Raw genomic sequence first — 11,855 nt, 5'->3', positions numbered from 1 at the left:
CACTCTGAGTTTAGAGGTGGAGCCCCCGATTCCGGCTTGTATCTCCACTCTCCACTCTCAACTCTCCACTCTGAGTTTAGAGGTGGAGCCCCCGATTCCGGCTTGTATCTCCACTCTCCACGCTCAACTCTCCACTCTGAATTTAGAGGTGGAGCACCCGGTCCCGGATTTCCTGGGTCCGGCCCTGGTTCCAGAACTGGGTCCCGATATAGCCGCAGGTCCGCCGGGCCACGTTCATTTTGTCCTGGTCGGTGTTGCCGCACCTGGGGCATTTCCACACCAGCTTGCCGTTTTCCTCCACGACCTGGATTTCCCCGTCCCAGCCGCAGTCCTGGCAGTAGTCGCTTTTGGTGTTCAGCTCGGCGTAGATGATGTTGTCATAGATGAATTTCATCACCTGGAGGACCGCCTCCAGATTGTTCTGCATATCCGGCACCTCCACATAGCTGATGGCGCCGCCGGGGGAGAGGTGCTGGAACTGGGCCTCGAATTTCAGCTTGTCAAAGGCGTTGATTTCCTCCGTCACGTGGACATGGTAGGAGTTGGTGATGTAGCCCTTGTCCGTGATGCCCTCGATGACGCCGAAACGGCGCTGGAGGCACTTGGCGAATTTATAGGTGGTGGACTCCAGAGGCGTGCCGTAGAGGCTGAAATCAATGTTGTGCTCCGCCTTCCACTTCCGGCAGGCGGCGTTCATGGTCTCCATAATCTGGAGGGCGAAGGGGGTGGCAGAGGGGTCCGTGTGGCTCTTGCCGGTCATGTATTTCACGCACTCATAGAGCCCCGCGTAGCCCAGGGAGATGGTGGAGTAGCCGCCGTAGAGCAGCCTGTCGATGGGCTCGCCCTTTTTGAGTCTCGCGCAGGCGCCGTACTGCCAGAGGATGGGGGCCACGTCGGAGGGGGTGCCCTTTAACCGCTCGTGGCGGCACAGCAGGGCCCGGTGGCACAGCTCCAGCCGCTCGTCGAAAATGCTCCAGAATTTCTCAATGTTCCCGCCGGAGCTCAGGGCCACGTCCGGCAGGCTGATGGTCACAACGCCCTGGTTGAACCGGCCGTAGTACTTGGGCTGATTGGTTTCCGGGTCCACATAGGGGGTGAGGAAGCTGCGGCAGCCCATGCAGGTGTAGCAGTGGCCTTCGCCGTTTTTGTCCACCTTCAGCTCCAGCATCTTCTTCTCGGAGATATAGTCTGGAACCATCCGCCGGGCGGTGCACTTGGCCGCCAGCCTGGTGAGATAATAATAGGGGGAATCCTCGTGTATGTTGTCCTCCTCCAGGACGTAGATGAGCTTGGGGAAGGCGGGGGTAATCCACACGCCGTCCTCGTTCTTCACGCCCTCATAGCGCTGTTCCAGAGTCTCCTCGATGATGAGGGCCAGGTCCTTCCGTTCCTGTTCGTTTTTGGCCTCTCCCAGGTACATGAAGACCGTGACAAAGGGGGCCTGTCCGTTGGTGGTCAGCAGGGTCAGCACCTGGTACTGAATGGTCTGCACGCCTCCCCGGACCTCCTCCCGCAGGCGGGTTTCCACCAGCTTTTCCAGGGCCTCGGGGGTCAGGGAGACGCCGATGTCCTCCATCTCCTCCGCCACGATTTTCCGCAGCTTCTGCCGGCTGATGTCCACGAAAGGGGCCAGATGGGCCAGGGAGATGGACTGGCCGCCGTACTGATTGGAGGCCACCTGGGCCACAATCTGGGTGGCGATGTTGCAGGCGGTGGAAAAGCTGTGGGGCCGCTCGATGAGGGTGCCGGTGATGACGGTGCCGTTTTGCAGCATGTCTTCCAGATTCACCAGGTCGCAGTTGTGCATGTGCTGGGCGAAATAGTCGGAGTCGTGGAAGTGGATGATGCCCTCCCGGTGGGCCTCCACGATATCGGCGGGAAGCAGCAGCCGTTCGCTGAGGTCACGGGAGACCTCGCCGGCCATATAGTCCCGCTGGGTGGAGTTTACCACCGGGTTTTTGTTGGAGTTTTCCTGTTTGGCTTCCTCGTTGCAGCATTCAATCAGGCTGAGGATGCGGTCGTCTGTGGTGTTGCTTTGCCGGACCAAAGAGCGGGTATAACGGTAGGTAACATAATTCTTGGCCACCTCAAAGGCGCCGTGGGCCATGATCTGGTACTCCACCAGGTCCTGAATTTCCTCCACGGAGGGAGAGCGGTTCATCTTCTGACAGGCCAGCTCCACGGACTCGGCGATACGCTGAATCTGCACCGGCGTCATGCGGACGCTCTCCTCAATGCTCTCGTTGGCCTTGGTGATGGCCGCCAGGATTTTGGTGATATCAAAGATGACCTCGGTTCCGTTGCGCTTGATGACTTTCATTCGTGTTCCCCTCTCATTTGGGTCCGCCCAAGTCGGACCAAACTATACCATATATATGTCAGCCTGTCCATCATAATACACAATATCTAGTTTAGCAAGTCGCATTTGCGACTAACCGAGAGAAAATTTTCAGCCTGTCGAAAAAGTCTTTTCGACAGGCTGAGCAAGTTTACAAAACTTCAAAAAAGTTTTGTAAACTTATTGATTGAACATGAAAGACACCCCTGATGGGTTTCTTTCATACTATCTTCCTTTCCGAAAACTGAAAGCAATCCGTTTTTTCGACAGTCTCATTTTCCCGCCCGGAGGGCGGGAAAAGGGGGGTGGAAAACCGCTGAAAGCACCGCCGCGCCAAGGGCTTCACTCCCCGTCGGACAGGCGGTAGCCCACGCCCACCTCGGTGAAGAGGTATTCCGGCTCGGCGGGGTTCTTTTCGATTTTCCGGCGGATGTTGGCCATGTTCACACGGAGAATCTGGTTCCCGCCGCCGGCCCGGGGGCCCCAGAGCTCCCTGATGATGGTGTCGTAGGTCAGCACCTTTCCGATGTGCTTGCCAAGCAGGGCCACAATGCGGAACTCGCTGAGGGTCAGCCGGGCGTTTTCTCCCCGTATGAGGACCTGATGCCGGTTGTAGTCGATGACCAGCTCCCCCACGGTGCAGGTGCCCTCCCGGGCGATTTCGTCGTTGCCGCTGGCGGTGCGGGTGTGGCGGATGGCGGTGCGGACCCGGGCCAGGAGCTCGGCGGTGCCGAAGGGCTTTGTCAGATAATCGTCGGCCCCGGCGTCCAGAGCAGTGACCTTGTCCCGCTCGTGGGACCGGGCGGAGACCACCACCACCGGCAGGCTGGACCAGCTCCGGAGCCTGGCCAGGACGTCCAGCCCGTCCATGTCCGGCAGTCCCAGGTCCAGGATGACCAGGTCCGGGCAGTGGGAGGAGATCATGGACAGGGTCTCTCCGCCGCTGCGGGCCAGAACGGTTTCGTAGCCCTGGCCGTTCAGGACGGCGGCGATGAACTGGGCGATGTTTTTCTCGTCCTCCGCCACCAGGATTTTTTCTTTAATCGTCATAGGGCAAGCCTCCTTTTGACGCCGGTTTCCCTGCGCGTGCCGTTTCCCGCCGGGCCGTGGGAGAGCGCCTGGTCTGATGGTTGATGGTAAAAATCCCCTTATCCGGCGTCCCCCGGCGATGCGCCCGGACTCCCGGGACAGGCCGCCGAGGCGGCGAAGCCGGAACGGGGGGTGCGGTCAGGCGGACAGGGGCAGGAAGAAGAGGATTTCCGCCCCCTGTTCCCGGCTGCGGGCCTCAATGGACCCGCCGTGGGCACGGACGATGGCCCGGCAGACCGAGAGCCCCAGGCCCATGTTCCGTTTGCCGTCGCCGCCGGGGCCCTGGCGGGGCTTGAGACGCCCGTCAAAGAGTCCGGGGAGCTGGCTTTTGGGGATGCCGCCGCCGTCGTCCCGGACGGAGAAGCGGGCTCGGGAGGAGGTTTTCTCCAGGGAGAGGGCGATGTGGGACGCCCGGCCGTGGACGGCGGCGTTTTCCAGCAGGTTGGCCAGAACCTGTTCCACTAAGATGGGGTCCATGGGTACCAGCAGTAATTCCTCCGGCACGGAGACCGTCACCGTCACCTGCGGAAAGCGCCGCCGGAATTTCCGGGCCGCCGCCTCCAGAACCTCCTCCGCGGCCTCGGGCTCCTTGGTGATGGAGGCCTGCTCGTCCCCCATGCGGGTGATGGACAGCAGGTTTTCCACCACCTGAATCAGCCATTGGGCCTCTTCCCGGGTGGACCGCAGCAGGGCCTGCTGTTCCTCCTGGGACAGGCCCGGGTTTTCCAGCAGGGCGGAGGCGGACCCCACGATGGAGGTCAGGGGGGTCCGGATGTCGTGGGAGACGGAGCGGAGCAGGTTGGCCCGCATTTTCTCCCGTTCGTTCTCCGCCAGAAGCCGGGCCTGCCGCTTGGCCTGGGCGGTGAGGGTGCAGGTAATCAGGGATACCATTAAAAGGGTGAAGAAGGTCAGGGGGTATCCGGCGAGACTCAGGCTGAAGGCCCAGTAGGGATAGGTGAAGACGAAGTTGACGCAGATGACGCCCAGAAGCACGGCGATGAGGCCGTAGAGATATCCGCTGGTCAGCCGGGAGATCAGCAGCACCGCCAGCACGAACACCGGCGGGGCAAAGCCCTCGATGACGCCTGCGTTCTGGAGGAAAAAGCAGAGGAGAATGGCGCAGAGCAGGATGGCGGCGGTGAGAAGAAAGTCCCTCCGGGAGGTGGGGAACAGGGGAGAGGCCCAGGGCTTTTGAAAGCGGAAACGCAAGACGCCGCCCTCCTTTCACGTTGGTCTGCCGTCAGGCATGGCAATAGTATAGCAGAAAATTTCCCGGGATTCAACGCCTTTCGCCCGTCCTGAGCCCGGGAGAATTGACAGCGCCGCCGGGGGAGGATATACTGGAAAAACCGAAAAAAGGAGGAAGTTGTCATGTCGATAGACTACGGCGATCTGGCCGTTGCCTTCCGGGGGAAGGCGGAGGATCTGCGGGCCCTGGGCCCGGCGGCGGAAAAGTGGCTGAAAAAGCAGGACACTGCGGACTGGGACCAGGCGCTGGTGGAGGAAATCCGGCGCTTCGCCGGGATGTTCGCCCTGGAGGGCCGGGACGGCGGCGAGGCGGTCCTGGTGGAAACGGGAACGTATTTTACCCATTATGTAGGCTGCAACCTCTGGTGCGTCAATGCGATGTCCAAGGCCTGCCCCGCCGTGGAGGTGGCCGCCGTGACGAAGGTCAGCAACTCCGTGACGGATAACCCCCAATGGCTCGCCTATTTTTCCCCTGCCGGGAAGAAGGGCATTGCCGGCGGAAATTCCCCTGATGATATCATTTGGAAGGGGAAGGCGTTGATGTGGCCTCAGGGAGGAGACGGAAAACGGTATCCCTTTCAATTCTGCCGGGTGGAGGACTATGAGGGGGCGGTCCATGAGCTGGATGTCTCCATGGCGCGGGGCAATTACAACTCCGGCTGTACGGCCCTGGTTCTGCGCTCCCCCAAAAACGTCTGGAAATTTGCGAATGTCCGCCTTTATTTCTGCGACTGGTACGGGGATGAACCGTATCCGCCCATCCAAGCCGATGAAAAAAGCTGCCGGGAGCTGGAAGAGCGGTTCCAGGGCGTTTATGCCTGCGCGGACTTTTTTGGCTGCGCGAAGGAGCCCGGCGGCGGTAAGTGGAGCTGGGAGGACAGCGAGCCGATGAAGGAGCTGCCGGACGGCGCGGACGAATTCATACTGGGTATTTTCAAGCTGCTTCTGCCTAAGGCTGACATCACCATCAAAAAGCGGGACGGACGGCGGTTCTATTTTGACGGGAAGGGAAACGAGTACTTCTTCCTGGGTAACGTGGACCGTTCCACGATCCAAACGGCGAAGGGCTATGTATGGGCGTTTCCCCCCGACGCCGTCTGGGCCATTCAATGGGCCGGGGACATTGGGTTTTGACGGCTCTTTTTTACCGGCTCCAGAGACAAAAATAACCTGAATAAACGATTGCGCGCCTCTTTTTCGCTGGACAAAGGAGAGCAGTTCTGCTTTTTTCGGGGGCGGTCAGGGCTCCGGTTCCGTAAAGGAAACGCAAAAAAAGACAGGATTTCCAGAAAAAAAGCTGTTCACAGACTGGACATTTTTGCGGGATGGGTGTACAATCAGCTTCAGTATGTGATGGTATGGCCCGGATTGTCCGCCCACGGGAGAGGTTTGCGTCCCGGCCGCCGTCAGGAGTAAAAAAATGAGGTGAAAAAATGGCACAAGCTTTCTTTGGCGGCGTTCATCCCCACGACATGAAAGCCGCGACCAATGAAAAGGCCATCGAGCAGCTGCCCGCCCCGGCGCAGGTGGTCATTCCCATGTCCCAGCATTTCGGCGCGCCATGCACCCCCCTGGTGAAGGCCGGGGACCACGTGAAGGTGGGCCAGAAAATCGGTGAGTTCCGGGGTCTCGGCGCTCCCATTCATGCCAGCGTCTCCGGCACGGTGAAGGCCGTGGAGCCCCGTCCCTATTCCATGGGCGGAAACATTCTGTCCGTGGTGATTGACAACGATATGCAGGACGAGGTCAGCGAGGAGGTCCAGGCCCCCGCGAACCCGGACGCCCTGAGCGTGGACGAGATGGTGGAGATCGTGAAAAATGCCGGCATCGTCGGCATGGGCGGCGCCACCTTCCCCACCCACGTGAAAATTTCCGGCGGCATCGGGAAAGTGGACACCGTGATTATCAACGGCGCGGAGTGCGAGCCCTACATCACCGGAGACCACAGGGCCATGCTGGAGCGGCCGGAGGAGATCATCGGCGGCGCCACCTACCTGGCCAAGATGTTCGGCGTGGAAAAAGTCGTCATCGGCGTGGAGGTCAATAAACAAAACGGCATTGACAAAATGAACGAGGTCATCGCCGCGAAGCATGCCCCCGTGGTGGTGGAGGGTCTCCGCTGCCGCTACCCCCAGGGCGGTGAAAAACAGCTCTGCCAGGCCATCACCGGCAAGCAGGTGCCTCCGGGAGGACTGCCCAGCAACATCGGATGCGCGGTCTTCAATGTCAATACCACCTGCGCCATCTACAGAGCCATTACCACAGGCATGCCCGTGGTGAAAAAGGTGGTCACCGTCTCCGGCTCCGGCGTGGTGGAGCCCAAGAATGTGGAGTGCCCCATCGGCACCCCCGTCTCCCTGCTGTTCGATTTCTGCGGCGGGCTGAAGGACGGTACATACAAGCTCATTGCCGGCGGCCCCATGATGGGCATGGCCCAGTACACCGCCGACATTCCCGTGGCCAAGGGCACGGGCTGCATGCTGGCCTTCTGCGAGAAGGAGGAGCAGACCGTAGCGAATCCCCAGTGCATCCGCTGCGGCAAGTGCATTGCCGCCTGCCCCATGCATCTGGAGCCCCTGTTCCTGTATCAGTACGCCTCCAAGGGTCTGGTGGATGAGCTGAACGAGGCTCACATCATGGACTGCATGGAGTGCGGCGCCTGCGCGTACACCTGCCCCGCCCGGCTGCACCTGACCCATATGTTCAAAACCGGCAAGCAGCTGGTGAAGGACGCCGCGGCCAAGGCCAAGGCCGCCGCCGAGGCGAAAAAGGCCGCTGAGGATGCCAAAGCGGAGAAGAAGGAGGTTGTCAACAAATGACGGACTATAAAAACTTAAAGCTGATTGCCACCTCCTCCCCCCATATCCGCGGCAGCGAGCGCACCCAGACCATCATGCTGGATGTCATCATCGCCATGCTTCCGGCGCTGATTTTCGCCTGCTTCAACTTCGGCCTCCGGGCCCTGTGCCTCACCGCCGTCTCCGTGGCGGGCTGCATGTTCTTTGAGTGGCTCTATCAGAAGGCCATGAAAAAGCCCTCTTCCGTAATGGACCTGAGCAGCGTGGTAACCGGCATGCTGCTGTCCTTCGTCTGCCCGGTGCAGATGCCCTACTGGATGATTCTCATCGGGGACGCCTTTGCCATCATCATTGTCAAGCAGCTCTTCGGCGGCATCGGCAAGAACTTCGTCAACCCCGCCCTGGCGGGCCGGGCCGTTCTGCTGGCCAGCTACGCCGGCACCATGACCAGCTGGGTGGACCCCGCCGTCAACAAGGCCGCGGCCTTCGGCTCCAATGTGGACATCGTCACCGCCGCCACGCCTCTGGCCTATATGAAGGGGCCTGACGCCGCCTCCATCGCCGCCAGCTTCGACCAGCTGAAGGGTACCTACAGTGTCAGCAATATGTTCCTGGGCCAGATCGGCGGCTCCATGGGAGAGGTTTCCGCCCTGCTGCTGATTGTGGGCGGCGTGTACCTCATCTGGCGCAAGGTCATCAACTGGCAGACCCCGGTGGCCTACATCGGCACCGTGGCCGTCCTGACCTTCCTGTTCCCCCGGGCGGGCACCGGCGTGGAATGGATGCTGTACAGCCTGTTCGGCGGCGGCCTGATGCTGGGCGCGTTCTTCATGGCCACCGACTATGCCACATCCCCCGTCACCAAGAAGGGCCAGCTGGTCTTTGGAATTGGCTGCGGCGTGTTCACCGTGCTGATCCGTTATTTCGGCTCTTATAATGAAGGCGTGTGCTATTCCATCATGGTCATGAACCTGTTTGTGGCCCTCATCGACAAGTATACGAAGCCTGTCCGCTTCGGCACCGTGAAATCCGACAAGAAGGAGGCGTCCGGGAAATGAGCAACGATGTGAAGACCAAGGAAAAGGTCCATATGGACCCTCAATACATCATCAAGCTGACCGTCACCCTGCTGGTTACCTGCATGGTGGTGGCCGCGGCCCTGGGCGGCGTCAACGCCATTACGGCGGACAAAATTGCCGCCACCAACTGGGCGAAAACCGTGGAGGCCATGAAGAAGGTGGCCCCCGACGCCACCGATTTCTCCGACCCCCTGCCCATTACCGAGGACATGACCGCCGCCGCCGGCAGCGTCGCCCTGGACTCTGTCTATGAGGCCCAGGCCGGCGGCCAGAGCGTGGGTTACGCCATCAAGGTTGTGGCCAGCGGCTCTCAGGGCAAGATTGAGATGATGGTGGGCGTGGACGGCGAGGGCGCCGTCACCGGCGTGTCCATCGTCAAAAACTCCGAGACCGCCGGTATCGGCTCCAAGGTCATGAACAACGAAAACACCGCCAAGGGCGTGGGCGTCCTCTCCCAGTTCGAGGGGAAGACCGCCGCCGACGGCGCCCTGACCGTGGGAAGCAATGTGGACGCCATCTCCGGCGCCACGGTCTCCACCAGAGGCGTGACCAACGGCGTCAGCGCCGCGCTGGCCGTGGCCGGCGTCATGGGCTGAGAAAGGGGAGTGACTGAATCATGAATATCGGCAGACAGCTGAAAGAGGGTCTGATTACCCAAAACCCCGTTCTGGTGCAGATGCTGGGCCTGTGCTCCACCATGGCCATCACCACCTCCATCATGAACGGCTTAGGCATGGGCGTATCCGTGCTGATTATCCTGACGGCATCCAATGTGGTTATTTCCGCCATCCGCAAGATTGTCCCGGACAAAATCCGCATCGCCATGTTCATCGTGGTCATCGCGGGCTTCGTCACCTGCGTGGACCTGCTGCTCCAGGCCTTTGTCCCGGCCATTGCCGAGTCCCTGGGCGTGTTCATCCCGCTGATCGTGGTGAACTGCATCATCCTGGGCCGGGCGGAGTCCTTCTCCTATAAAAACGGCGTGGCCGGCTCCTTCTTTGACGGCATTTTCCAGGGCCTGGGCTATACCCTCGTCCTGCTGGCGATGTGCTTCATCCGGGAGCTGCTGGGCGCGGGCACTCTGGCGGGCTTCCGCATCATTCCGGAGCAGTTCCCTATCGGCGTGCTGACGCTGCCGGTGGGCGGCTTCCTGGTGCTGGGGTTCCTGATCGCCGCCATGCAGTGGGCGCTGTCCAAGTCTAAGGAGGGCAAATAAATGGATCAAATTACGAAACTCCTGGCGATTACGCTGGGCGCTATCTTGGCGAACAACTTCATTTTCTCCCAGTTCCTGGGAATCTGCCCCTTCCTGGGCGTGTCCAAGAAGGTGGACACCGCCGTGGGCATGGGCATCGCCGTGACCTTCGTCATGGGTCTGGCCTCCGCGATTACATACGCAGTCAGCAAGTTTGTGCTGGTTCCCTTTGAGCTGGAATACATGCAGACGGTGGCCTTCATCCTGGTCATCGCCTCTCTGGTGCAGTTCATCGAGATGTTTTTACAGAAGTCCATGCCCTCCCTGTATACGGCTCTGGGTGTGTATCTGCCTCTGATTACCACCAACTGCGCGGTGCTGGGCGTGGCCCTGCTGAACATCCAGGAGAGCTACAACTTCATCGAGTCCGTGGTTTACGGCATTACCGGCGGCATCGGTTTCCTGGTTGCCATTGTGCTGTTTGCCAGCATCCGGGAGCGTCTGGTGTTTGCCGAGTATCCCAAGAGCTTTGAGGGATTCCCCATAGCCCTCGTTACCGCCGGTTTGATGGCCCTGGCGTTCATGGGCTTCTCCGGCCTGAAGATTTGGTAAGGGGGGCAGTGAAATGGTAACAAATATCATCGCCGCTGTCGCCGTCCTGGGTATCCTGGGCGCGGTGTTCGGCCTGGTCCTGGCCGTTGCCTCCAAGATTTTTGAGGTGAAAAAGGACCCCCGTGAGGAAGAGATTCTGAGCCATCTGGCCGGCGCCAACTGCGGCGGCTGCGGCTTCCCCGGCTGCGGCGGCTGCGCCGCGGCCATCCTGGCGGGTACGGCGCCTGTCACCGCCTGCGCCCCTGCCGGCGCGGAAAACGCCGCCGCCATCGCCAAGATTATGGGCCTGGAGGCTCCCACCGGGGAGCGTCAGGTGGCCTTCGTCCGGTGCACCGGCGGCGTCAACGCCAAGAAGCGCTTTGACTATGTGGGCGTACAGGACTGCATCTCCGCCACCAAGGTGGCCGGCGGACCGCTGGAGTGCGCTTTTGGCTGCCTGGGCTTCGGCTCCTGCGTGAAGGCCTGCCAGTTCGGCGCCATGTCCATTGGGCCGGGCGGCACCGCCGTGGTGGACCCGGACAAGTGCACCGCCTGCATGGCCTGCGCCTCCGCCTGCCCCCGGCATCTGATTACCTCCGTCCCCGCCTCCAAGAAGGTGCACGTGGGCTGCGCCAACCAGGACAAGGGCAAGGCCGCCATGAGCGTCTGTTCCACCTCCTGCATCGGCTGCGGCCTGTGCCAGAAGGAGTGCAAAAAGGACGCCGTCCACGTGGTGAACGGCGTGGCCGTCATCGACTATGACAAGTGCGTGGGCTGCAAGCTCTGCACCAAGGTCTGCCCCCGTGACGCCATCCTTCCCGCGGCGACCGCCGAGGAAAAGGAAAAATACAAGGCCATCAAGAAGGCCCAGGCTGAAAAGGCCAAGGCCGCCGAGGCGAAATAAGCAAAACGCCGGACAGGGCCCCGTATCCTCTGGATGCGGGGCCCTGGGCTTCATTGGGGGCGGAAGCGGTCCCGAATGGATGCCGGTACCGCCGAAAGCACCGGGGGGAAGGCCCCACCGTCGGGGAACATTCAGCACCTGGGAGGTCTCAGATTTGAACGGAGAAGAACGTGAAAGATTTCATATCTGGCGGGATGCGCTGATTAGAACCAGGGCGATTGCGCCGTTAGAATTTGGAATGCTGCAAGAGGCGGTGGCCGCAGTGCTGGGCCGGCCCGATGCAGTGTCGACCATGAAGCGGGGCGGCAGACCGCAGATTCTGAAATACGAGGATATCGAGCTTCATTTTGACGGGGGCCGCCCGGGACTTTTCCTGGTTTACAGCGATTCCCGCATGGAGCTCAGCATTTCCGCGGAGCCAGCGGAGGAGGACTGAGGACCGTTGGTAGGACGGGCGGGCCCGGAGGCCCGCCCCTACAGGCGTAATTGTGGAAAGCAGGCGGCAAAGCCCGCTCCCTCTTACAGATAAAATATGTGAGCGGATACGCCTCATTTTGATTTCTGTAGGATTGTCAAACAAATTGGACAAGGAACTCGGTTGGGGAAAGCCAAG

General features: G+C 60.7%; 11 protein-coding genes. 8 read left to right on the top strand and 3 right to left on the bottom strand.

Features of this window, described 5'->3' with window-relative positions; all coding sequences use genetic code 11:
* Positions 1-142 precede the first annotated feature (142 nt).
* From nrdD to Q0063_RS13300, 3 genes are all read right to left on the bottom strand, one after another.
* Positions 143-2,320, bottom strand: coding sequence for an anaerobic ribonucleoside-triphosphate reductase (nrdD, locus tag Q0063_RS13310; RefSeq protein WP_297872456.1), 2,178 nt, complete (start codon positions 2,318-2,320; stop codon positions 143-145).
* Positions 2,321-2,680: 360 nt separating this feature from the next.
* A complete protein-coding gene (locus tag Q0063_RS13305; protein ID WP_297872455.1) occupies positions 2,681-3,388 on the bottom strand; it encodes a response regulator in 708 nt (235 codons plus the stop codon).
* A 177-nt stretch (positions 3,389-3,565) separates the two neighbouring features.
* Positions 3,566-4,636, bottom strand: a complete 1,071-nt coding sequence (locus Q0063_RS13300; RefSeq protein WP_297872454.1) for a DUF4118 domain-containing protein — start codon at positions 4,634-4,636, stop codon at positions 3,566-3,568.
* 162 nt (positions 4,637-4,798) lie between these two features.
* Here Q0063_RS13300 and Q0063_RS13295 point away from each other — a divergent pair, with 162 nt between their 5' ends.
* The 8 genes from Q0063_RS13295 to Q0063_RS13260 all read left to right on the top strand — a co-directional run bounded on the left by Q0063_RS13295 (position 4,799) and on the right by Q0063_RS13260 (position 11,678).
* Positions 4,799-5,809, top strand: coding sequence for a hypothetical protein (locus tag Q0063_RS13295; RefSeq protein WP_297872453.1), 1,011 nt, complete (start codon positions 4,799-4,801; stop codon positions 5,807-5,809).
* 299 nt (positions 5,810-6,108) lie between these two features.
* The gene (rsxC, locus tag Q0063_RS13290) at positions 6,109-7,494 is read left to right on the top strand and encodes an electron transport complex subunit RsxC (RefSeq protein ID WP_297872452.1); all 1,386 of its coding nucleotides are present in this window, start codon (positions 6,109-6,111) and stop codon (positions 7,492-7,494) included.
* Positions 7,491-8,531 carry an RnfABCDGE type electron transport complex subunit D gene (locus tag Q0063_RS13285; RefSeq protein WP_297872451.1) on the top strand — a complete coding sequence of 347 codons (1,041 nt, stop codon included), beginning with the start codon at positions 7,491-7,493 and terminating at the stop codon, positions 8,529-8,531. The genes rsxC and Q0063_RS13285 overlap by 4 nt, the downstream gene beginning before the upstream one ends.
* A complete protein-coding gene (locus Q0063_RS13280; RefSeq protein ID WP_297872450.1) occupies positions 8,528-9,148 on the top strand; it encodes an FMN-binding protein in 621 nt (206 codons plus the stop codon). The genes Q0063_RS13285 and Q0063_RS13280 overlap by 4 nt, the downstream gene beginning before the upstream one ends.
* Positions 9,149-9,168: 20 nt before the next feature.
* Positions 9,169-9,768 (top strand): electron transport complex subunit RsxE, encoded by a 600-nt coding sequence (rsxE, locus tag Q0063_RS13275; protein ID WP_297872449.1) that lies wholly within the window; start codon positions 9,169-9,171, stop codon positions 9,766-9,768.
* On the top strand, positions 9,769-10,359 hold the full coding sequence (rsxA, locus tag Q0063_RS13270) for an electron transport complex subunit RsxA (RefSeq protein WP_297872448.1): 591 nt from the start codon (positions 9,769-9,771) through the stop codon (positions 10,357-10,359).
* A 13-nt stretch (positions 10,360-10,372) separates the two neighbouring features.
* Positions 10,373-11,242 (top strand): RnfABCDGE type electron transport complex subunit B, encoded by an 870-nt coding sequence (locus Q0063_RS13265; RefSeq protein WP_297872447.1) that lies wholly within the window; start codon positions 10,373-10,375, stop codon positions 11,240-11,242.
* Positions 11,243-11,396: 154 nt separating this feature from the next.
* The gene (locus tag Q0063_RS13260) at positions 11,397-11,678 is read left to right on the top strand and encodes a hypothetical protein (protein WP_297872446.1); all 282 of its coding nucleotides are present in this window, start codon (positions 11,397-11,399) and stop codon (positions 11,676-11,678) included.
* Positions 11,679-11,855: the final 177 nt, after the last annotated feature.

Source organism: uncultured Oscillibacter sp., assembly GCF_947654275.1.
In the GTDB taxonomy this organism is placed as follows: domain Bacteria; phylum Bacillota; class Clostridia; order Oscillospirales; family Oscillospiraceae; genus Oscillibacter.
This window is presented reverse-complemented; position numbering and strand designations above follow the sequence as displayed.

Coding starts and splice junctions, on each gene's coding strand:
- nrdD (WP_297872456.1), bottom strand. CDS start 2,320: ATGAAAGTCATCAAGCGCAACGGAACCGAGGTCATCTTTGATATCACC.
- Q0063_RS13305 (WP_297872455.1), bottom strand. CDS start 3,388: ATGACGATTAAAGAAAAAATCCTGGTGGCGGAGGACGAGAAAAACATC.
- Q0063_RS13285 (WP_297872451.1), top strand. CDS start 7,491: ATGACGGACTATAAAAACTTAAAGCTGATTGCCACCTCCTCCCCCCAT.
- Q0063_RS13280 (WP_297872450.1), top strand. CDS start 8,528: ATGAGCAACGATGTGAAGACCAAGGAAAAGGTCCATATGGACCCTCAA.
- Q0063_RS13265 (WP_297872447.1), top strand. CDS start 10,373: ATGGTAACAAATATCATCGCCGCTGTCGCCGTCCTGGGTATCCTGGGC.
- rsxC (WP_297872452.1), top strand. CDS start 6,109: ATGGCACAAGCTTTCTTTGGCGGCGTTCATCCCCACGACATGAAAGCC.
- rsxE (WP_297872449.1), top strand. CDS start 9,169: ATGAATATCGGCAGACAGCTGAAAGAGGGTCTGATTACCCAAAACCCC.
- rsxA (WP_297872448.1), top strand. CDS start 9,769: ATGGATCAAATTACGAAACTCCTGGCGATTACGCTGGGCGCTATCTTG.
- Q0063_RS13295 (WP_297872453.1), top strand. CDS start 4,799: ATGTCGATAGACTACGGCGATCTGGCCGTTGCCTTCCGGGGGAAGGCG.